The 21,841-nt window shown below is 72.9% G+C and carries 18 protein-coding genes and 1 tRNA gene; 14 read left to right on the top strand and 5 right to left on the bottom strand.

The genetic code is table 11. The annotated features are described in order from the left end of the window. The first annotated feature begins 1 nt into the window (after position 1). The 7 genes from E1182_RS06160 to E1182_RS06130 all read left to right on the top strand — a co-directional run bounded on the left by E1182_RS06160 (position 2) and on the right by E1182_RS06130 (position 8,062). Entirely contained in the window at positions 2-1,501 is a 1,500-nt protein-coding gene (locus E1182_RS06160) for a PLP-dependent aminotransferase family protein (RefSeq protein ID WP_207921287.1), read from the top strand. Between the two features lie 53 nt (positions 1,502-1,554). Further along, positions 1,555-3,054: an NAD(P)/FAD-dependent oxidoreductase gene (locus tag E1182_RS06155; protein WP_132261807.1), complete on the top strand. Its 1,500-nt coding sequence runs from the start codon at positions 1,555-1,557 to the stop codon at positions 3,052-3,054. Between the two features lie 50 nt (positions 3,055-3,104). After that, complete coding sequence (locus tag E1182_RS06150; RefSeq protein ID WP_132261805.1) at positions 3,105-3,998, top strand: SDR family oxidoreductase; 894 nt, start codon at positions 3,105-3,107, stop codon at positions 3,996-3,998. Next, the gene (locus E1182_RS06145) at positions 3,995-4,882 is read left to right on the top strand and encodes an alpha/beta fold hydrolase (RefSeq protein ID WP_207921286.1); all 888 of its coding nucleotides are present in this window, start codon (positions 3,995-3,997) and stop codon (positions 4,880-4,882) included. The genes E1182_RS06150 and E1182_RS06145 overlap by 4 nt, the downstream gene beginning before the upstream one ends. A 53-nt stretch (positions 4,883-4,935) precedes the next feature. Further along, a complete protein-coding gene (locus tag E1182_RS06140) occupies positions 4,936-6,027 on the top strand; it encodes a CapA family protein (RefSeq protein ID WP_243706058.1) in 1,092 nt (363 codons plus the stop codon). A gap of 73 nt (positions 6,028-6,100) precedes the next feature. Next, positions 6,101-7,207 carry a DUF3626 domain-containing protein gene (locus E1182_RS06135; RefSeq protein ID WP_243706057.1) on the top strand — a complete coding sequence of 369 codons (1,107 nt, stop codon included), beginning with the start codon at positions 6,101-6,103 and terminating at the stop codon, positions 7,205-7,207. Positions 7,208-7,414: 207 nt separating this feature from the next. Continuing rightward, a complete protein-coding gene (locus E1182_RS06130) occupies positions 7,415-8,062 on the top strand; it encodes a hypothetical protein (RefSeq protein ID WP_132261803.1) in 648 nt (215 codons plus the stop codon). A 49-nt stretch (positions 8,063-8,111) separates the two neighbouring features. On the opposite strand, the gene E1182_RS06125 is transcribed toward E1182_RS06130, so the two are convergent. Continuing rightward, on the bottom strand, positions 8,112-9,587 hold the full coding sequence (locus E1182_RS06125; protein ID WP_132261801.1) for an MFS transporter: 1,476 nt from the start codon (positions 9,585-9,587) through the stop codon (positions 8,112-8,114). A gap of 36 nt (positions 9,588-9,623) precedes the next feature. Beyond that, positions 9,624-9,860: a hypothetical protein gene (locus E1182_RS06120; protein WP_132261799.1), complete on the bottom strand. Its 237-nt coding sequence runs from the start codon at positions 9,858-9,860 to the stop codon at positions 9,624-9,626. Positions 9,861-9,997: 137 nt separating this feature from the next. Between E1182_RS06120 and E1182_RS06115 the strand changes: the two genes are divergently transcribed. Further along, positions 9,998-11,140, top strand: coding sequence for a geranylgeranyl reductase family protein (locus E1182_RS06115; protein WP_132261796.1), 1,143 nt, complete (start codon positions 9,998-10,000; stop codon positions 11,138-11,140). Between the two features lie 78 nt (positions 11,141-11,218). Here E1182_RS06115 and E1182_RS06110 read toward each other — a convergent pair whose 3' ends face one another. Next, positions 11,219-13,012, bottom strand: a complete 1,794-nt coding sequence (locus tag E1182_RS06110; RefSeq protein WP_132261794.1) for a bifunctional UDP-sugar hydrolase/5'-nucleotidase — start codon at positions 13,010-13,012, stop codon at positions 11,219-11,221. Between the two features lie 215 nt (positions 13,013-13,227). Here E1182_RS06110 and E1182_RS06105 point away from each other — a divergent pair, with 215 nt between their 5' ends. After that, positions 13,228-14,130, top strand: coding sequence for an SDR family oxidoreductase (locus E1182_RS06105; RefSeq protein ID WP_132261791.1), 903 nt, complete (start codon positions 13,228-13,230; stop codon positions 14,128-14,130). 91 nt (positions 14,131-14,221) lie between these two features. On the opposite strand, the gene E1182_RS06100 is transcribed toward E1182_RS06105, so the two are convergent. Next, the gene (locus E1182_RS06100; RefSeq protein WP_132261788.1) at positions 14,222-14,875 is read right to left on the bottom strand and encodes a nucleotidyl transferase AbiEii/AbiGii toxin family protein; all 654 of its coding nucleotides are present in this window, start codon (positions 14,873-14,875) and stop codon (positions 14,222-14,224) included. Further along, a complete protein-coding gene (locus E1182_RS06095) occupies positions 14,872-15,204 on the bottom strand; it encodes a hypothetical protein (RefSeq protein WP_132261785.1) in 333 nt (110 codons plus the stop codon). The genes E1182_RS06100 and E1182_RS06095 overlap by 4 nt, the downstream gene beginning before the upstream one ends. A 491-nt stretch (positions 15,205-15,695) precedes the next feature. Here E1182_RS06095 and E1182_RS06090 point away from each other — a divergent pair, with 491 nt between their 5' ends. From E1182_RS06090 to E1182_RS30900, 5 genes are all read left to right on the top strand, one after another. Continuing rightward, positions 15,696-16,268: a hypothetical protein gene (locus tag E1182_RS06090; protein WP_132261782.1), complete on the top strand. Its 573-nt coding sequence runs from the start codon at positions 15,696-15,698 to the stop codon at positions 16,266-16,268. A gap of 156 nt (positions 16,269-16,424) precedes the next feature. After that, on the top strand, positions 16,425-19,724 hold the full coding sequence (gene fdh, locus E1182_RS06080; RefSeq protein ID WP_207921285.1) for a formate dehydrogenase: 3,300 nt from the start codon (positions 16,425-16,427) through the stop codon (positions 19,722-19,724). Next, the gene (locus tag E1182_RS06075; RefSeq protein ID WP_132261775.1) at positions 19,717-20,625 is read left to right on the top strand and encodes a 4Fe-4S dicluster domain-containing protein; all 909 of its coding nucleotides are present in this window, start codon (positions 19,717-19,719) and stop codon (positions 20,623-20,625) included. The genes fdh and E1182_RS06075 overlap by 8 nt, the downstream gene beginning before the upstream one ends. Then, positions 20,622-21,689, top strand: a complete 1,068-nt coding sequence (gene nrfD / locus E1182_RS06070) for an NrfD/PsrC family molybdoenzyme membrane anchor subunit (RefSeq protein ID WP_132261772.1) — start codon at positions 20,622-20,624, stop codon at positions 21,687-21,689. The genes E1182_RS06075 and nrfD overlap by 4 nt, the downstream gene beginning before the upstream one ends. A gap of 45 nt (positions 21,690-21,734) precedes the next feature. After that, a tRNA-Sec gene (locus tag E1182_RS30900) sits at positions 21,735-21,830 on the top strand. Positions 21,831-21,841: the final 11 nt, after the last annotated feature.

Genomic DNA, 21,841 nt, shown 5'->3' with positions numbered 1-21,841 from the left:
GGTGCCCAGAGCCAAAAAGCACCCGATAGAGGGGTCCATAACGGCCGGTTCGGATTTCCTCCAGCTCGACGTCGGCACCGCTCCACCGGGCGGCAGGGCCGGCTGGCTGGCGGACCGGCTGCGCGTCGCGATCACCGACGGGCGCATCCCGCTCGGCTGTCGGCTGCCGGCCAGCCGGGTGCTCGCCGACGAGCTCGGGGTCTCCCGGGGCGTGGTCACCGAGGCGTACCAACGGCTGGCCGAGGAGGGGCAGGTCGTCGGACGGGGCCGTGCCGGCACCGTCGTCGTCGCCATCCCGCCCGTTGTTTCGCCGACCCCGGCCGTACCCGACCCGCCCGCACCCGAAGCGGTCTTCGGGTTCGAACCCGGCACCGATATCTTCGACACGCTCCGCGCCGCCCCGGCCCGGATCGACCTGTCGCCGGGCGTACCCGACCTGGCGGCCTTTCCGCGTGCGGCCTGGCTGCGGGCCGAACGCACGGTGCTGCGGCACCTCGACGCCGCCGCCCTCGGCTACGGCGACGCGCGGGGCGCTCCCGCACTGCGGGCCGCGGTCTCCCAGTGGCTTGCCCGCAACCGCGGCATCCGTGCCGACCCGGACGAAGTGCTGGTCGTCACCGGTGTGTCCCAGGCGCTCGGCCTGCTCGCCCAGGTCCTGCGCGCCGATGGTGTGCACACCGTCGCGGTCGAGGATCCGGGTTCGCTCGGCGTCCGCCAGCATCTGCTCAACTGGCGGCTGGACACCCCGCCGGTGACCGTCGACGAGCACGGGCTGCGGGTCGACGAACTGGTCGCCGCCGGGCATCCGGCGGTGATGCTCACCCCGGCGCACCAGTTCCCCACCGGGGTGGTGCTGCACGGCGACCGGCGACGGCAGCTGCTCGACTGGGCCCGCGACGGCGGTCTGGTCGTGGAGGACGACTACGACGCCGAGCACCGCTACGACCGGCCGCCCGTGCCCGCCCTGCGCGCCAGCCTGCCGGGGCGGATCTGCTACACCGGCAGCGTCTCCAAACTGCTCGCCCCGGCCATGCGGGTGGGCTGGGTGCTCGCGCCGCCGCGGTACCGGGATGCGCTGGTGGCCGCGAAGCGGATGGCCGACCTGGGCAACGCCGTCCTGCCACAGCTGGTACTGGCCGAGCTGATGACCTCCGGCGATCTGGACCGGCACCTGCGTCTGCTGCGTCGCCGACACGTGCGCCGCCGGGATGCGATGATCCGGGCGATCGGCCGGCACCTGCCGGGGGCCACCGTGCACGGTGCGGCGGCCGGGCTGCATCTGACGGTGACCTTCGCGGGGGTCGGTTGCGACGTCGCGCTCGCCACGGAGGCGTTGCGTCGGGGGGTGAAGACCCAGCCGCTGTCCTGGCACGCCCAACGCCCGTACCCGGCCGGACTGGTGCTCGGTTACGCCGCCGTCACCGGCGGGGAGATCGAGGAGGGAATCGGCACCGTCGGTACGGCCCTGCGTTCGCTGTCGACAGCCGGCGGGCACCGTTGACGGCCGTCGACGACGGTGGATAGTGTCGTCCACTGCCTGCCCCGGGAGACGCCATGGCCCGCGACCACGTCGATGTGCTCATCGTCGGCGCCGGCCTGTCCGGCGTCGGCGCGGCCTGCCACCTGCGCCGCGACTGTCCCGGCAAGACGTACGCGGTGCTGGAGGCGCGCGGTGCGATCGGCGGCACCTGGGACCTGTTCCGCTACCCCGGGATCCGCTCCGACTCGGACATGTTCACCCTCGGCTACTCCTTCAGACCGTGGACCGACCCGAAGGCGATCGCCGACGGCGACTCCATTCGTGACTACGTCCGGGACACGGCCCGCGAGTACGGCGTCGAGGAGCACATCCGCTTCCACCACCGGGTCGTGCGCGCCGAGTGGGACAGCGCCACCGCCCGCTGGACGGTGCACGCGCACCGCGTCGACAACGGCCAGGACGTCGTCCTCACCTGCTCCTTCCTGTTCGTCTGCACCGGCTACTACCGCTACGACGCCGGCTACACCCCCGACCTGCCCGGTGTCGACCGGTTCGCTGGCGAGGTGATCCACCCCCAACACTGGCCGGACGGGTTCGACCACATCGGCAAACGGGTCGTGGTGATCGGCAGCGGTGCCACCGCGGTGACCCTGGTGCCGGCGATGGCGCGGCGGGCCGCACACGTCACCATGCTCCAACGCTCACCCACGTACGTCATCGCGCTGCCGTCGCGGGACGTGGTGGCCGACGCGCTGCGCCGCTGGCTGCCACCAGCCGCCGCCCACCGTCTGGTGCGGTGGAAGAACGTCCTGCTCGGCACGGCCAACTTCCAGCTCAGCCGGCGCGCTCCGAAGCTGGTGCGCAGCCTGCTGCGTCGGGCCGCGAAGGGTCGCCTCCCCGCCGGGTACGACGTGGACCGGCACTTCTCGCCCCGCTACGACCCCTGGGACCAGCGGCTCTGCGTGGCACCCGACGGGGACCTGTTCGAGGCGGTGCGAACCGGGCGGGCGTCGGTGGTCACCGACACCATCGACACCTTCACCGAACGCGGGGTCCGGCTCGCCCGCGGTGAGGAGCTGCCCGCCGACGTCGTCGTCACCGCCACCGGGCTCAACCTGCTCGCTCTCGGCGGGATGACCGTCGCGGTGGACGGCGTCGACGTCGACCTGGCCGGCACCGTGGCGTACAAGGGGATGATGCTCTCCGGCGTGCCCAACCTGGCGCTGACCATCGGCTACACCAACGCCTCCTGGACCCTGAAGGCCGACCTGGTCGCCACCTACGTCTGTCGGCTGCTGCGCCATCTGGACGCCACCGGCGACCAGATCGTCACCCCGGTGGCCCCGCCCGACGGGCGACGGACCCCGCTGATCGACCTGACCTCCGGGTACGTGCTGCGCAGCGTGGCGACCCTGCCCAGGCAGGGCTCCCGCGCCCCGTGGCGGCTGCACCAGAACTATCCCCGGGACGTGCTGCTGATGCGGCACGGTCGGCTCGTCGACGAGGGAGTCCGTTTCTCCCGAGCGACCGCCGCGCTGCCGAGCACCGGCACCACCGCGAACCCGGTCGTCTGAACGCGACGGCCGTCCACCGCCCCGTACCACCCGCGCAGCAAGGAGGCCACGTGCGACCATTCGTCTTCGCCGCCGGGACCGCCGTGGTCACCGGCGCCGCCAGCGGGATCGGGGAGGCCCTCGCTCACGGCCTCGCCCGCCGGGGCAGCCACCTCGTCCTGCTCGACCGGGACACCGACCGGCTCGCCGCGGTGGCGGCGGCGGTCCGTACCGCGTACCCGGACCGGCAGGTCCACACCCACGTGGTCGACCTGGCCGACCCGGCCGCGACGGACCGGGTGGCCGAGGCGATCCGCGCCGCCCACCCCCGGGTACGACTGCTCGTCAACAACGCCGGGGTCGCCCTCGGAGGACGCTTCGATGAGGTCACCCTCGACGAGTTCGACTGGGTGCTCGACATCAACCTCCGGGCGGTGGTACGCCTGACCCACGCGCTGCTGCCGGCGCTGAAGGCCGAGCCCGGCGCGCACCTGGTCAACGTCTCCAGCATCTTCGGGATGATCGCCCCTGCCGGACAGGCCGCCTACGCGGCCAGCAAGTTCGCCGTACGCGGTTTCACCGAGGCCCTGCGGCACGAGCTGGTCGACGACGGCATCGGCGTGACCTCGGTACATCCCGGCGGGATCGCCACCGCCATCGCCCGCAACGCCCGGGTGGGCAGCGGCGTCGTCCGCGAGGAGTACGAGCGGAGTCTGCGCCAGTTCGAGAAGCTGCTGTCCATCGCACCGGCCACCGCCGCCGAGGTGATCCTGCGCGCTGTCGCACGACGTCGCGGCCGGGTGCTGATCGGCTGGTCGGCGCGGCTGCCCGACCTGCTGGCCCGGGTCCTGCCCGTCGGCTACGGGCGGGTGCTCGCGCTGGCGGCGAGGCCGGCGCACCGTCCGGTCCGGGTGGCGTCCCGTCCGGCCGGCCCGCCGCCGCTGCCCACCCGGGAACAGGCGTGACCGCGGGGGCCGGGCCGCGTCCCCGGCACGTGACCGTCGCCGGTCGGCGGGTCCGACACCGCGTCGACGGCGACGGCCCGCCGGTGCTGCTGCTGCACGGCCTCGGCCGTTGCCTGCGTGACTTCACCGAGCAGCACGAGCTGCTGGCCCGCCGGTTCCGGGTGCACAGCGTGGACCTGCCCGGGTACGGCGGTTCGCTGCCGATGGCCGAGCCGTGCACCCTGCCGGCGTTGGGCAGGTTCGTCGGGCAGTACCTCGACGCGGTGGGCGTGGAGCAGCCCGCCCACCTGGTCGGCAACTCCCTCGGCGGGGCGGTCGCCATGCGGCTGGCCGCGACCGAGCCGGCCCGCGTGGCCAGCCTCGCGCTGGTCAACAGCGCCGGCTTCGGGCCGGAGGCGGCTCTGGCGCTGCGGCTGCTGACGCTGCGCCCACTGGGTCGGCTGCTGCTGCGACCGAGTCGCCGGATGGCCCGCCGGACGGAACGGATGCTCTTCTGCGACCCGGCGTTCGCCACCGAGGAGCGGATCGACCACGCGCTGGAGGTGGCCGGCCAGCCGTACACGGCACGGGTCATTCTGCAGACCTGCCGCCACCTCGGCACCTTCCGGGGTGTCCGGCCGCAGTGGCGCGAGGAGCTGCTGACCCAGGTGGCCGCCCTCGACATCCCCACCCTGATCGTCTGGGGCGACCGGGACCTGATCCTCCCGGCGAAGCACCTCGAGGCGGCGCGGGCCCGTCTGCCGCGGGCCCGCACCCACCTGTTCACCGACTGCGGGCACCTGCCGCAGGTCGAGCGGGCCGAGGAGTTCCACCGGCTGCTGGTCGACTTCTGGGCCGGTGAGCCGGCCGGCGGCGGTCGGGCGGCGGCGGTCGGAGCGGACTGACGAGGTGCGAAGCGGCTCCCGCCGGGAATGCGGGGGTGGTGCCGGGTGACGAGGTGACCCTTTTTCTCAGCGGTGACGTGATGACCGGTCGGGGCGTGGACCAGATCCTGCCCCGGCCGGGCTCGCCGCAGCTGCGCGAGCAGGTGGTCACCGACGCGCGCCGGTACGTGGAGCTGGTCGAGTCGGTGTCGGGACCGATCCCGCGCCCGGTGCCACCGGGGTGGCCGTGGGGAGACGCGCTGCGTCTGCTCGACGAGCAGCGGCCGGACGTGCGGATCGTCAACCTGGAGACCGCGGTGACCGGCCGGGGCGATTTCGCCCCCGGCAAGGCCATCCACTACCGGATGCGTCCGGACAACCTGACGTGCCTGACCGCTGCCCGCATCGACGTCTGCGCCCTGGCCAACAACCACGTCCTCGACTTCGGGCCGGACGGGTTGGCCGACACCGTCGACGGGCTGCGCCGAGCAGGGATCACGCCGGTGGGTGCGGGCCGCGACGAGGCCGAGGCGTGGCGCCCGGCCCGCGTCGACCTGGGTGGCGGTCGTCGGCTGGTGCTCTGGTCGGTCGGGATGCCGTCGGCTGGGGTGCTGCCGCACTGGGCGGCCACCCGGCGACGGGCCGGCGTGGCGTACCTGCCGGAGGCGAGCGACGAGTGTGCTGACGCGCTCGCCGCACGCATCGACCGCCAGACCCAGCCGGGCGACCTGGTGATGGTCTCCGTGCACTGGGGATCCAACTGGGGATACGACGTGCCGGCGGCACAGGTGCGGTTCGCGCACCGGCTGGTGCAGGCCGGGGTGCGCCTGGTGCACGGGCACTCGTCGCACCACCCGCGCCCGATCGAGGCATACCGGGACGGGCTGATCCTCTACGGCGCCGGTGACCTGGTGGACGACTACGAGGGGATCGGTGGGCAGGAGTCGTACCGGCCGTGGCTGCGGCTGCTGCATCTGCCCACCTTCGACCGGACCGGGCTGGTCCGGCTGCGGCTGATCCCGGTCCGGATCCGTCGGATGCGCCTGCAGCCGGCGGCACCCGCCGAGGCCCGCTGGCTGGCGGCCCTGCTCGACCGTCTCGGCCGACCGTCGCGGACCGGCTTCGACCTGGATGCCGACGGCTTGATCATCCTGCGTCGGGCCTGACGCCCCGTGGCCGGGCCCGGCCACGTCGCAATGCCCTGGACAACCCCGGAATTCATGATCCAAGCTGTTCGACGTGACACCGGACGCCGATTGGGTACTCACCCCCGCCCAGGCCGCCGCGGTGCGGCACGTGCGTGCCGTGGCGCGACGAAACCGGCCGGCGGCCCTCGCGGTGATCGCCCGGCATCTGGCCGGCTTCGGCGCCAGGTACGAACCGGAACACCTGATCTCCGCCGTCGCCGAGCAGGGGCGGCTGACCGTCAACTTCCATCCCGACCGGCTGCTGGCCGACGGGCGTACGGTGGCGCAGGCGCTCGCCGCTGAGGGGGTGTACCGCAGCCAGTTCGTCACCGGCATCTCCAACGGAGGGCTGACCGCGTACCCCGGAGGGGACCGGGACCGGTGGGAGGAGGTGCTCTTCGGCGGCGCGTACCAGCGGCCAGGGGTGAGCCTCGCCGACCGGCCGGTATACGGCGGCCTCAACCTGCTCGACCATCCGGATGGCGCCTGTCCCCGGTTCGGCTCCTGCTACCTGCGGCTGCGTCCGGCGGTGCTGGCCCGTACCACGCTCTGCTTCGGCGACAGTCACCGTGGCCCCACCGACCTCGGCACGGTGGACGTGCCCGAGCCGATCCTGGCCGCCCTGCTGACGGCCACCGCCGGAAGTGGGGTCAGCCTCGGCGTCGCGGGGATGGACACCGCCCGGCTGGTCGCCACCCTGCTGGATCGCCGGGAACGGGCGGTGTGGCGGCCAGGCGCAGCCGGCCGCGCGCTCGACGACTACGTGGAGGCGCAGATCCACGGGGGTGTCGACCTGGCCCGCGATGTCGAGGCCATCGTGGTGGACCCCTCGTTCGCGGGAACCGGCACCGGGCAGGTGCTCGCCAGGCTCGCTCGGCGGAGCGGTGTCGCACTGCGCTTTCACGGCGGCTTCGTGCTGCCGGCCGACGCGGTCGATCCTGACTTCCGTGGGCCGGCCATCCCACCTCTGGCGGCCCGGGTGCACGCCGAGTTCGCCGGGCCCGGCGAGCCGGTCGACGCGGCGCTGATCGGTCGGGCCGCCGCTTCGGTGGTCCGCGACCCCGGCCGCTGGACCGACCGGGGGTCGACCGCCGAGACGCTCCAGCATCTCAAGCAGCTCTGGCACGTCCTCGTGGCGTTCGGCGCACGCCGAGGCTGAGGTTCGTACCGCGGTGGTCGGCCCTGTCCGGATCTGTCCGGTGCCTGGGCCGCCGCCGCCGGCGACAGTGAGTACTTCCGGAATGGCCGACACGCGAAGCTGGTTGTGTCCCCCGTACCGCTGGCAGGCAAACCCCCGGCGGTGCCGGCAGTTCCTCCGAGGTGCGTTCGATCCGCAGCGCACCGAACGATCGAAAGGGCAACCATCGTGAAGGGCGACTTCACTCGATGGCTCCCGGCCATCGCGAAGAACCGCAGGACCGCACTGAGCATCGCCGGTGTCGCCGCCCTGGGTGGGTTGGCGTTCGGCCCCGCCGCCGTGGCCGCTCCTGTCAGCGCCGGCCCACACGGGGGTGCCGTCGCCGCGATCGACCTGGCCACCGGCGGCAGGACCACTGAGGTGCCGGCAGAGAAGCCGGGTCGGGATGAACTCGTCCCGCGCGGCGTGGAGGGCGCCCAGTCCCGCATTCCGCTGGACGACGCCCAACTCGCCAACGCCAGGGCCATCATCGAGGAGGCCAAGAAGACCGGTGTGGGCAAGCGCGGCGCGGTGATCGGTATCGCCACCTCGTTGCAGGAGTCCAAGCTCTACAACCTCGGCCACCTGGGCGCGTACAACGACCACGACTCGCAGGGCCTGTTCCAGCAGCGTCCGTCGTCGGGTTGGGGCACGCCCGACCAGGTCACCGACCCCGGGTACGCCTCCCAGGCGTTCTTCGAGGCGCTGAAGAACGTGCCCGGCTGGCAGGAGTTGCCGCTGACCACGGCGGCGCAGACCGTGCAGGTCTCGGCGTTCCCGTACGCGTACGCGCAGTGGGAGGAGCAGGCGGCGGACATCGTCCAGCAGCTGTGGTGACCTCCCGGATCGACTGACCGGCCGGTCCCGTCACGCCGGGCCCGGCCGGTCATTTCCTCTGCCCGCTGGCTCGCGTCGCGTCCGGGTCCGGGTGGACCATCCGGCGGGTGAGAGCCACGTCGAGGAGGGCGGCGCAGAGGGCCAGCGCGACGAAGCCCATCGCCAGCAGCAGCGCGTGCCGCAGCGCCGCCGCCCAGTCACCGGCACTGCCGGCCAGCGACGAGAAGAACACCGCCCCGACCGCGGCGATGCCGGCGGCGGAGCCGATCCGCTGGCCGGTCTGCAACATGCCGGCCGCGCCGCCGGCTTGCGGCACCGGCACCTCGGCCAGGGTGAGGGTCTGGTTCGGTGTGATGACCAGCCCGCTGCCCAGCCCGGCTGCCAGCAGCGGCACCGCCGTGAGCAGCGGCACGCCGCCGGGTGGGTCGCCGCGTAGCACCAGCACCACCGCACCGAGGCCGAGCAGCACGACCGCCAGCCCGGCGCCGACCAGCGGCCGGCCGAACCGGTCGACGACCCGCCCGCCGAGCGCCGATGCCAGCGCCGACCCGAGGGCGAACGGTGTGATCGCCAGGCCGGCGACCAGCGCGCTGTAGCCGAGGCCGTTCTGCAGGTAGAGCGTGAAGACGAAGAAGATCGCGGTGAAGCCGCCGAAGTAGACCAGCGCGAGCAGCGCGCCGAGGGTGTACGAGCGCAGCCCGAACAGTCGCAGGTCGAACAACGGGACCCGCCCACGCCCGGCGTACCGGCGTTCCCACCTGGCGAAACCGGCCAGGACGAGGATCCCCGTCGGGATCAGCGCCCACCGCCACGGGCTGTGCCAGTGCTCGCGCTGCACCAGCGGCAGCAGCAGAAGCAGCACCCCCGCACCGAGCAGCAGCACCCCGGTCAGGTCGAAGCGGTGCCGGTCCGGTAGCCCGGTGGGACGCGCCGGCAGCAGCCGCCAACCGAGCAGCACCCCGACAATCCCCACCGGAATGTTGACGAAGAAGACCCACCGCCAGCCGTGATCCGCGCCGCCGAGGGCGATCAGCAGCCCGCCCAGCAGGGGGCCGACCGCGGTGGAGACGCCGATGGTCGCGCCGAGCAAACCGAACGCGCGGCCCCGTTCGGCGTCCCGGAACAGCTGCTGGATCAGGCCGGTGACCTGCGGGTTGACGATCCCGGCGGCGGTTCCCTGGAGCAGCCGGGCAGCCACCAGCCAGCCGGGGGAGTTGGCCAGACCGGCCAGGGCGCTGGTGAGCGTGAACAGGGCGACGCCCACCACGAACGCCGTGCGTCGCCCGTGGGCGTCACCGAACCGGCCGGCCGGCACCAGGACCAGCCCGAACGTCAGCGCGTACCCGGATAGCACCCACTGCAGGTCGCTGGAGCTGGCGTGCAACGACCGTTGCAGGGACGGGACGGCGACGTTGACGATGCTGACGTCCAGCAGCGTCATGAACGCCGCGACCAGGGCGACGCCGAGAGCCTGCCACCGACGTCGGTCACCCGTCGCGTCGGCCACCGACGGTCGGTCAGGCATGGCCGCCCGCGACCCGGGCACCGCGGTGTCGGCGGCTCACGCCAGCTGGCGGGCGCACCACCGGGGACCGAAGTCCAGCCCGGCCATCGGCGAGTCCTCCCGGTGCAGCAGGTTCTTCTCGGTGAGCAGGTGCAGGGGCTGGTGCACCTGCTCCTCCGCCATCCCCGCCTCCTCGGCGATCAGGGCCGGGTACGGCACCTGACCGCGCGACTCCAACGCCGCCACCGCGTCGTACACCCGTTCCTCGGCCTCCGACAGACGCACCTGCTGCATGGTGACCTCCTCGCCGTGACCCGCCCGTCGCCCGGGCGGTCTGGGTACCGCGGCTTACCCGCCGGGTGACCGACAATGCCCATCCGTTCGGGCGGTCGTGTCCCGCCGGGCCACGCGCGGTGCCCTAGGGTGGACCCGTGATCATCTGGGATCTCGTCGTCGTCGGCGCGGGCCCGGCCGGGCTGACCGCCGCCCGGGTCGCCGCCGCGGCGGGCGTGCGGACGCTGGTGCTGGACCGGGCCACGCACCCCCGCTACAAGACCTGCGGCGGGGGCCTGATCGGCACCTCCCTGTCGGAGGTCGCCGGTCGGATCGAGGTTCCGGCGCACGACCGGGTGGACCGGGTGACGTTCACCCGGGACGGGCGACGCGCCTTCACCCGCCGCCACCACACCCCGCTGGTGGCGATGGTGCGCCGGGAGGAGTTCGACGACCGGTTGCGTGCCGCCGCGGTCGCCGCCGGGGCCGAGCTGCGCGAGGGCGTCGCGGTCCGCGGTGTGGAGCAGGACCCCGACGGGGTACGCGTGCGCCTGGCCGACGGCACCACCGTGCCGGCCCGGACGGTGATCGGGGCGGACGGCTCCTCGGGGGTCACCGCCCGGCACGTGGGTGTCCGGTTCCGGCAGGTGGACCTGGGCCTGGAGCGGGAACTGCCGGTCCCGTCCGCTGTGCAGCGGCGCTGGCAGGGCCGGTTGCTGCTGGACTGGGGCGCCATCCCCGGCTCCTACGCCTGGGTGTTCCCCAAGGGCGCGTCGCTGACGGTCGGGGTGATCGCCGCCCGGGGCGAGGGTGACCGCACCCGGGCGTACCTGCGCCGCTTCCTCGACCGGCTGGGCCTGTCGGAGATGGAGCCGGAGCACGACTCGGGGCACCTGACCCGGTGCCGGGCCGACGACTCCCCGCTGCGCCGGGGACGGGTGCTGGTCGCCGGGGACGCGGCGGGGCTGCTGGAACCGTGGAGCCGGGAGGGGATCAGTTACGCCCTGCGGTCCGGGGCGCTCGCCGGTGCGGCGGTCGCCGCCGGCGACCCGGGGCACTACGAACGGGACGTGCGCGAGCGGCTGGTGCCGTCGATGCGGGCCGGGCACCGTCTGCTGGAGGTCTTCGAACGCCGGCCCGACGTCTTCCACGCCCTGCTGGCCACCCCGGCCGGCTGGCGGATGTTCGTGCGGTTCTGCCAGGGCCGGGCCGACTTCGACCGGACGCTGACCCGCGTGCCGGTCCGAGCCGCTCTGGCGCTGCTGGATCGCCTGCCCCCGCTGCGGCAGCCGGCCGACTGAGCCCGGCCACCGGCCGGACCAACCTCACGTCGACGGATCGCGGGGCGTGGGGCCCGCGACCCGTCGACGTGGTACGGGTCAGAAGACCGGCACGCCCTCGCGCACCAGTCGCCAGTTCGGCACGAAGAAGTCGGCCGGGTCGATGACACCCTTGGCCTGCGCCCAGTCGATCAGCAGCTGACGGATCTCCTGCTGCTCGTTGTACACCTGGGTCTTCACGATGCCGGGGAAGTTGCCGCCGCCGCTGCGGCGGTAGTTGTTGACCGCGACGACGAACCGCGAATCATCGGTGACCGGGGTGTCGGTGCCGGGCAGGACCAGCCGGGTGATCCGCTGCCCGACCGGCCTGGTGACGTCGATGTCGTAGTCCAGCCCGGAGAACACGTCGTAGTTGTAGTCCGGCACGGCCGGGTCGCTGATCGTCGCCGGGTCGACGCTGGCGCCGACCGGCACGGTCCGGAAGTACCTGGCGGAGAACTCCAGGTACGTGCGGACCTCGGCGCCGGTGAGCACCACGGCCTCGAGGGTGTTGTCGAAGACGTACAGGCCCGCCACATCGCGGATGCGTACGTCGCCCTGCGGGAAGACCGCGGTACGGCTGAACGGCGCGGCGATCGACAGCACCGGCAGCGACGCGTACGCCGTGCCGGCGAGCGCCTTCGTGACCACCTCGGTCTGCACGTGGTTGATGAAGTCCAGGATCGGGGTGTCCCGGTACCGCGACGCGGCGGCCGACAGTTCCTGCGATGACTGGGCGACCACGGTGTTGACGTAGTCCACCGTCTTGGCGTGCTGGCCGCGTACGGCGGCGAGCACCGCCGGGTCCTCGACGACGGTGTTGGTGTTCAGCATGGACGCCCGCTTGGCGACGACCTTCCAGCGGCCGCGCACCTTCTGGACGGTGAAGTCCATCCGGGTCAGCCGCTGGCCCCACTTGGACGGCTCGGCGGTGAGCACCTGTTCGCCGGTGACCTCGTTGGTGTGGAACCGCTCCACCACCTCGGCGTGCGCGTGCCCGAACAGGATCGCGTCGATGCCCGGCACCTGCCGCGCGATCGTCGCCACCGGGTTTTCGACCGGCAGTTCCGGGCCGTAGCTGGAGGTGCCGCTGTCGCCGCCGTGCGCGGAGATGATCACGAGGTCGGCGCCGCGCTCCCGCATGATCGGCACCCATGTCGCGGCGGACTCGACCATGTCGGCGAAGATCAGCCTGCCCTCGACGTTGGCCTTGTCCCAGATCGCCGAACCGGGGTTGGTCAGGCCGAGGATGCCGACGTTGAGGGTGGGGCAGCCCTCGCCGCCCAGCCGAACCTTCTTGATCAGGTACGGCAGGTAGGCCGGCCGGCCCGTCTTCGCGTTGAGAGCGTTGGCGGCCAGCGCCGGGAAGCCGAGCTGCTCGATCCACTTCGCCAGCAGCGGCAGCCCGTAGTTGAACTCGTGATTGCCCAGGGTGACCGCGTCGTACCGGAGGACGTTCATCGCGTTGGCCATCGGGTGCGTCTCACCGGTGACGGTGATCGGCTCCTGCTTGGCGTAGTAGGTGGCCAGCGGGGTGCCCTGGATGGTGTCGCCGGCGTCGAGGACGAGGGTCGCCCGGCCCCGACGCTCGGCGCGGATCTGGTTGACCAGGGTGGCCAGCTTGGCGACGCCGACATCGTTGTGCTTGCTGTCGTCGTACTCGGCGTCGCGGTAGTAGTCCCAGTTGTAGACGTGGCCGTGGGTGTCCGAAGTGCCCAGGACGGTCAGGTCCCAGGTCTTCGGGCCCTTCGCCGCGGCGGCCCGGGCGGGGTCGCCGGCGATCAGGGGCCCGGACGTCGCGGCGGCGGCGACGGCCAGCACCTGGCGGCGCGACGCGCCGGAGGAGGAGGTCATGCGGAACCTTTCGGGAAGGGTGAGGCACCTCGTGGGCGCCGCTGCGCACCATAGGCGAGCCGTCGACGCGGCCGCCACACGGGCTCATGGTGTTTCACCCCACCGGCGTCGGCGGCCACCTCCGTGTGACACCACCACCGCATCGGTTACTTCGCTGGTCGACGGGGTAGGGCGGACAGGGACCAGGACGGACGACGCAGCAAGGGAGTGAACCGGTGAACCAGGACCAGTACGCCACTCAGGACCCGACGACGCAGTACGGCCAGCAGGAGGGGCAGCCCGCGCAGCAGCAGTCCGCGCCGGGTTCGACCCGCGAGATGGGCCCGAAGCCCGACCACGGCGAGGAGTCGTACCGGGGCAGCGGCCGCCTGGAGGGCCGGCGCGCGTTGATCACCGGCGGTGACTCGGGCATCGGCCGGGCGGTCGCGATCGCCTTCGCCCGGGAGGGCGCCGACGTGGTGATCTCCTACCTCGGCGAGGAGGAGGACGCCGACGCCCGCGAGACGGTGCGGCTGATCGAGCAGGCCGGCCGGCGGGGCGTGGCGGTACGCACCGACATCACCGACGAGGGCAACTGCCGGGACCTCGTCGCGCGTACCGTGGCCGACCTGGGCGGCATTGACATTCTGGTGAACAACGCCGCCTACCAGATGTCCCAGGACGAGGGGATCGCCGGCATCACCACCGCCCAGTTCGACCGGGTCCTGAAAACCAACCTGTACGCGATGTTCTGGCTGTGCCGGGAGGCCATCCCGCAGATGAAGGACGGCTCGACGATCATCAACACCACGTCGATCCAGGCCTTCGACCCGTCGCCGCAGCTGCTCGACTACGCCACCACCAAGGCGGGGATCGCCAACTTCACCAAGGCTCTCGCCGCGCAGCTCGCCGCGCAGGGCATCCGGGTCAACGCGGTCGCGCCCGGCCCGGTCTGGACGCCGTTGATCCCGGCCACCATGCCGGAGGAGAAGGTGAAGCAGTTCGGCACCGACACCCCGCTGGGTCGGCCGGCGCAGCCCGCCGAACTCGCCCCCGCGTACGTCTTCTTCGCCTCGCAGGAGTCCAGCTACGTCACCGGTGAGATCCTCGGTGTCACCGGTGGACGCCCGACGAAGTGAACCGACACCGCGCCCGGGTGGTCTCCGCGCGGCCACCCGGGCCGCTGCGCCGGTCCTGCGGGTGCGACGGCTGCGCCGTGGGCGCGGCCGGTCAGCGGGGCCAGCCGGCGAACCGGTCCCGCATCCGGGCGATCTGCCCGGCGTCCAGGCCGTAGCGGCTGAACCGCCGGTCCGACACCCGGTCCAGGTAGCGGCCCGCCTCCCGCACGTCGGAGTCCTCCAGCGCCGGATCGACCTGCCGGGCCAGCCCCAGCACTTCGGCGACGGACCAGCGGTCCAGGGCCGCCGCCACGTCGATGTAGTCGCGTGCCTCGCGGCGGTTGACCAGGGCGGCGGTCTTGTTCGCCACCAGGTCCCGCACGTCCATCACCGGGCCGAAGTCCATCACCACGGGGGAGCGGTACCGGTCGAGGCGGGCCAGACTCAACCGGATCTGCCGGTCGCCGCGGCGCACCACGAAGTCCCGGAGGTCCTGGTCGACGCCGTCGAACAGCCCGCCGAGGTCGCTGTCCGGATCAGCGTCGGTGACCGTGTACCCGGCCCGTTCCAGGGCCGCGCGCACCTCCGTGGCCGCCGCCGCGGCCGCGCCCTCCACGTCGGCGAACAGGTCCACGTCCTCGGTGGGGCGGGTGACCAGGCCGTGCGCCGCCCAGGCGACGCCGCCGCCGAGCACGAACCGGTGCCGTCCGGCGGCGGTGAGTGCCACCCGGGCGACCTCGCGGTAGAAGTCGTGCAGGTGGGTCACGCGACCCGCAGACCCGGGTGCCGGCTCTCCCACGCCTGCCGTACCCCGCGCGGCAGGTTCAGCCCGCGCCACACCCGGCACAGGACGCGCCCGTTGATCAGCCGCCGCAGGTCGTCGGTGCGGGTGCTCTCGCGCAGCACGTTCTCGTACATCCAGAGCAGGTCGTCGGGCTCGGCCAGATCGAACGTCCGCTGCGCGTTCCACATCAGCCGCACCGGCAGCTCCACGACGCCGTGGGTGGGGCCGACCAGCTCGCCGAGCGTACGCGCCACCACGGCGGGCCGGCCCGGGCGGGCCAGGTACGCCACGGGGGCCACGGTGGTCTGCATGGCATCAGGGTAACCCCGGTGCGGACCGATCAGGCCGACCCGGTGCCGGCCAGGACCGGGTGAACGCCGCAATCGACCCCCCGGCTGCGGCATACCGGGCTATCCGCTGCTTCGGACCACCCACCTGCCGTGCATGTGCGGCCCGCCTGGGGCATCTCCCGCCGGATGTCCGGTTCAGGCGGCTGCCGGTTGGCGGAATGGTGGCAGGCGCCGGGTGGTTACATCTCCGTACGACCGCAGCAGCGCGCCCCGCTGGCTGGCCCGAGGGCCGGCCGAGGGTGGTGCCCGGGCCGGAATGATGGCCGGCCGGCGGTCGTTACACATGGTCCCGGCGCCGCCGTGCTTGGCGTGGCCGCCGAACCCCGCAGGGTTCGCGAGAAGCCGGACCGTGACTTTCCCCCTCTTGTCGAGCGCCTGTCGAGGTGCCCGCATGTGCTCGCCCGCCCCCCGGTTGTGAGCGTGTGTGTCGACCCCCGAATGGAGCTTTCACCATGAACACGATCCTGCGTAAGAGTGTGCTGGGTGTTGTTGGTTTGGCGTTCGCCGGTGGTGTGTTCGCCGGTCCGGTCGCCGATGCCCATGCCGCTGTGCCGGGTGTCGCGGTGCGGGCCGACAAGCCGGCCGTGGACAAGCTGGTTCCGCATGGTGTGCAGGGCGAGCAGTCGCGCATCGAGCTCTCCGGCGAGCAGGTCGGCAACGTCAGGGCGATCATCGCCGCGACGAAGAAGGCTGGTATGGACGAGCGGGCCGCCGTGGTCGCGGTCGGGACCGCGTTGCAGGAGTCGAAGCTGGAGAACCTGGGTCACCTGGGTGACCGCAACGACCACGACTCGCAGGGCTTGTTCCAGCAGCGTCCGTCCTCGGGCTGGGGCACGGTGGAGCAGATCACCGACCCCGAGTACGCGACCACCGCGTTCCTCAAGGGCCTGAAGCAGGTCGACGGTTGGCGGGACATGCCGCTGACCCGTGCCGCGCAGACCGTGCAGGTGTCGGCCTACCCGGACCACTACGCGCAGTGGGAACAGCAGGCCGCCGACCTCGTCGCCCAGCACTGGAACAGCTGACCCACCCACAGCGCCGCCCCCGACCCGACCGGGCCGGGGGCGGCGCTGTGGCTCGTACGCCGAAAAAGATCCGCCACTCGGCTCGCGGACCGGCGAACCGCTGGCCTATGTTCAGGAGACGTCGGGTTGCGCGATGCCGGGAGGGAGGTGCCCAGGGTGGGAATCCGCACCTTCATCCAGGGTTGGCCGGTCTACCGGCAGCTCACCGGCACCGACCCGCTCGGCCGGGGCTCGGCGGCGCAGTCCGGCCGCTCGGCGCGGCTGACGGCCCGCACCGAGGACGCGGACACCGTGGCCCGCTCGGTCTGCCCGTACTGTGCCGTCGGCTGCGGGCAGCGGGTCTTCGTCACCGACGGCCGGGTCACCCAGATCGAGGGCGACCCGGACAGCCCCATCTCCCGGGGCCGGCTCTGCCCGAAGGGCGCGGCCAGCAGGAGCCTGGTGACCAGTCCGCTGCGGCAGACGACGGTCCGCTACCGCCGGCCGTACGGCACGCAGTGGGAGGAGCTGGACCTCGAGGTCGCCCTGGACATGATCGCCGACCGGATCCTCGCCGCCCGGGCGGAGACCTGGGAGGACGCCGACCACGCCGGCCGGCCGCTGAACCGGACGCTGGGCATCGCCAGCCTGGGCGGGGCGACGCTGGACAACGAGGAGAACTACCTCATCAAGAAGCTGTTCACCGCGATGGGGGCGCTCCAGATCGAGAACCAGGCCCGGATTTGACACTCTGCCACCGTCCCCGGTCTGGGGGCCAGCTTCGGTCGCGGTGGCGCGACGGACTTCCAGCAGGACGTCGCCAACGCTGACGTCATCATCATCCAGGGCTCGAACATGGCCGAGGCCCATCCGGTCGGCTTCCAATGGGTCATGGAGGCCAAGCGCCGTGGCGCGAAGGTCTTCCACGTCGATCCCCGGTTCACCCGCACCAGCGCCGTGGCCGACACCTACCTGCCGATCCGGGCCGGCACCGACATCGCGTTGCTCGGCGGCGTCGTGCGCCACATCCTGGACAACGAGCTCGACTTCCGCGAGTACGTGCTGGCGTACACGAACGCGGCGACGATCGTCAGTGAGCGGTTCGTCGACGCCGAGGACGGCGACGGCCTGTTCTCCGGCTTCGATCCCGAGACCGGCAGCTACGTGCAGGACAGCTGGCAGTACGCGGGCCACGAAACCGACTCGGGCAGCGGTCACACCGCCCGCGCCCGCGACAGCGCGGCCGGGCTGCGCCACGAGTCGCACGGCGCCCGGGTCGGCGGGGCGGTGCAGCGCGACGAGACGTTGCAGCACCCGCGTTGCGTGTACCAGATCCTCAAACGGCACTTCGCCCGCTACACCCCGGAGATGGTGGAGCGGGTCTGCGGCATCCCACGCGAGCAGTTCCTCAAGCTGGCCCGCGCCTGGACGGAGAACTCCGGCCGGGAACGCACCGGGGTGCTGATCTATTCGGTGGGCTGGACGCAACACAGCGTCGGGGTGCAGTACATCCGCACCGGCGCGATCATCCAACTGCTCCTGGGCAACATGGGTCGCCCGGGCGGCGGCATCCTGGCGCTGCGCGGGCACGCCAGCATCCAGGGTTCCACCGACATCCCGACGCTGTACAACCTGCTGCCGGGGTACCTGCCGATGCCGCACCACGCCGACCACCCGACGTTCGACGCCTGGGTGGACGGCATCCGGCATCCGGGCCAGAAGGGCTTCTGGGGCAACGCCCGCGCGTACGCGGCCAGCCTGCTCAAGGCCTACTGGGGGGACGCGGCGACGCCGGAGAACGATTTCGGCTACGGCTACCTGCCCCGGATGACCGGTGACCACGGCACCTACCAGCAGGTGCTGAACATGATCGACGGGAAGGTGAAGGGGTACTTCCTGCTCGGCCAGAACCCGGCGGTCGGCTCGGCGCACGGCCGCGCCCAGCGGCTGGGCCTGGCCAACCTCGACTGGCTGGTGGTCCGTGACCTGTTCATGATCGAAAGCGCGACGTTCTGGCAGAACGGCCCCGAGGTCGCCACCGGCGAGATCGTGCCGGAACAATGCCGCACCGAGGTGTTCTTCCTGCCCGCCGCCGCGCACGTGGAGAAGGAGGGCACCTTCACCCAGACCCAGCGGCTGGTGCAGTGGCGGGAGAAGGCCGTCGAGCCACCCGGCGACGCCCGCTCCGAGCTGTGGTTCTTCTACCACCTGGGCCGGCGGCTGCGGGAGAGGCTGGCCGGCTCGCCGCACCCCCGGGACCGGGCGCTGCTCGACCTGGCCTGGGACTACCCCACGCACGGCCCGCACGCCGAGCCGAGTGCCGAGGCGGTGCTGCGCGAGATCAACGGGTACGAGGTGGCGACCGGCCGCCCGCTGTCGTCGTTCGCGCAGGCGCGCGACGACGGCTCCACCGCCGTGGGCTGCTGGATCTACACCGGCGTGTACGCCGACGGTGTCAACCAGGCCGCCCGGCGCAGGCCCGGCCACGAGCAGGACTGGGTGGCCGCCGAGTGGGGCTGGGCCTGGCCGGCGAACCGCCGCATCCTCTACAACCGGGCCTCCGCCGACCCGCAGGGGCGGCCGTGGAGCGAACGGAAGCGCTACGTCTGGTGGGACGAGGCGACGGGCGAGTGGACCGGCTACGACGTGCCGGACTTCGAGCGGACCAAGCCGCCGACCTACCGGCCGCCCGAGGGTGCCTCCGGTCCGGAAGCCCTCGCCGGGGACGACCCGTTCGTGATGCAGGCCGACGGCAAGGGGTGGCTGTACGCGCCCAGCGGGGTGCTCGACGGCCCGCTGCCGACGCACTTCGAGCCGGCCGAGTCCCCGCTGCGCAACCCGCTGTACGGGCAGCAAACCAACCCGGCCCGCAAGGTCTACCCGCACCCGGTGAACTCGGTGAACCCGAGCCCGCCCCAGGAACACGGCCAGGTCTTCCCGTACGTGTTCACGGTCAGCCGCCTCACCGAGCACCACACCGCCGGCGGCATGAGCCGGACGGTGCGACCGCTGGCCGAACTGCAGCCGGAGATGTTCGTGGAGGTGTCCCCGGCGCTGGCCGCCGAGGCGGGCCTGACCCACCTGGGCTGGGCGCACCTGATCAGCGGCCGGGCGGTCATCGAGGCGAAGGTGCTGGTCACCGAGCGGCTCACCCCGCTGCGGGTGGACGGCCGGGTGATCCACCAGCTGTGGCTGCCGTACCACTTCGGGTACGAGGGGATCGTCACCGGCGACTCGGCCAACGACCTGTTCGGCATCACCCTCGACCCGAACGTGCTGATCCAGGAGAGCAAGGTGGGCACCTGTGACGTACGCCCCGGACGCCGTCCCACCGGCCCGGCCCTGCGGGACCTGATCGGCGACTACCGGCGACGCGCCGGCATCGTCCCCGGCGTGCCGCCGCCCATGATGACCACCGAACTCCGGCCGCCAGCCGGGAACACCGACGCGGGACCGAGGGAGAACGACGATGCCTGACGGCGACAGCCTGGCCGGTCCACACGACCCCGCCCCGGACGCGGGCTGGGTCGCGGCAGGCCCCCGGATGGGCTTCTTCACCGACACCAGCGTCTGCATCGGCTGCAAGGCGTGCGAGGTGGCCTGCAAGGAGTGGAACGACGTCCCGGCGTCCGGCTTCGACCTGCTCGGCATGTCGTACGACAACACCGGCGCGTTGACCGCGAACTCGTGGCGGCACGTGGCGTTCGTCGAACAGTCCCCGCCGACCGGCCACGACACCACCGGGACGCGGTTCCTCGGGATGCCCGGCCCGCGACCACCCGGCCGGGACACCGGCGTCGAGGAACGCACCGACTTCCGTTGGCTGATGATGTCGGACGTCTGCAAGCACTGCACCCACGCCGCCTGCCTGGACGTCTGCCCGACCGGGGCACTGTTCCGCACCGAGTTCGGCAGCGTCGTGGTGCAGCAGGACATCTGCAACGGCTGCGGCTACTGCATCCCCGCCTGCCCGTACGGGGTCATCGACCAGCGCCGCGGCGACGGCCGGGCGTGGAAGTGCACCCTCTGCTACGACCGCCTCGGCGCCGGCCTGACCCCGGCCTGCGCGCAGGCCTGCCCGACCGAGTCCATCCAGTACGGCTCCCTCGACGAGCTGCGGGAACGGGCCGCGACGCGGGTGGCGCAGCTGCACGCGCGCGGGGTACCGCAGGCCCGCCTCTACGGTCACGACCCGAGCGACGGGGTGGGCGGCGACGGCGCGTTCTTCCTGCTGCTCGACGAGCCGCAGGTGTACGGCCTGCCACCCGATCCGGTGGTCGCCACCCGGGACCTGCCCCGGATGTGGAGACGCGCCGGCCTGGCCGCGCTGGCCATGGCGGCGGCGGCCGTCGCCGCGTTCGTCGGACGTTCCTCGTGAGCCGGCAGCCCCGGGTGGGTGACCTGTTCCGCTGGTTCCGGCAGCGTCTCGACGGCCCCGCGCCGCACGACGTCCCGCCCGCCGGCCCGGGCCGGGCACGCCGCCGCGGCGCAGCGGAACTGCCGGTGCCCGAGGCCGAATTCACCTCGTACTACGGGCGGCCGATCCTGAAGCCGCCGGTGTGGCGATGGGACATCCCCGCGTACCTGTTCACCGGCGGGCTGGCCGCCGGATCGTCGCTGCTGGCGGCCGGTGGGCAGCTCACCGGCCGGCCGGCGCTGCGCCGCGCGGGCCGGGTCACCGCGCTCGGCGCGGTGACCGCCAGCGCGTACCTGCTCATCCACGACCTCGGTCGACCGGCCCGCTTCCACCACATGCTGCGGGTGGCGAAGCCGACCTCGCCGATGTCGGTGGGCACCTGGATCCTCAGCGCCTACGGCCCGGCCGCCGGGCTCGCGGCGGTCGCCGAGGCGGCGGCCTGGCTGCCCGAGCGGGGCGCGGCAGGACGGGCCCGCCGGCTGCTGCCGCCGGCCGGACAGGTCGCCGGGTTGGCCGCCGCCGCCACCGCGCCGGCCCTGGCCACGTACACCGGGGTGCTGCTCGCCACGACGGCCGTGCCGTCCTGGCACGAGGCGTACCCCCATCTGCCGATCATCTTCGCGGGCAGCGCCCTGGCCAGCGGCGCCGGCGTGGGGCTGATCGCCGCGCCCTGCGGGCAGGTCGGGCCGGCGCGTCGACTGGCGCTCGCCGGCGCGGCCCTGGAGCTGTACGGCGCGCGGTCGGTGAAGACCCGCCTCGGGCTGCTCAGCGAGCCGTACACGACCGGCCCCTCGGGCCGGCTGCTGCGCGCCGGGCGGGCGTTGACCGTCGCCGGGGTCCTCGGCGCGCTGGTGGCCCGGCGCAGCCGGGTCCTCTCCGGGCTCTCCGGGGCCGCGTTGCTCGCCGCGTCGGTCGCCACCCGGTTCGGGATCTTCCACGGCGGGGTCGCCTCCGCCCGGGATCCGAAGTACACCGTGGTGCCGCAGCGGGAACGGCTGCGTCGCCGCCAGGCCGACCCGGACTGAGCCTCGACGCGGATCCGCACGCCGGGCTGTGGTTGACTCCTGCACGGAGACGTTCAGGCGGCTGGTGCCCCTCGCAGCCTTCAAAGCTGTCGTGGTCCGGGAGCCGGGCCAGGCGGGTTCGATTCCCGTCCGTCTCCGCCATGCCACACGGA

This window comes from Micromonospora sp. KC721, from assembly GCF_004348355.1.
Lineage (GTDB): Bacteria > Actinomycetota > Actinomycetes > Mycobacteriales > Micromonosporaceae > Micromonospora.
This window is presented reverse-complemented; position numbering and strand designations above follow the sequence as displayed.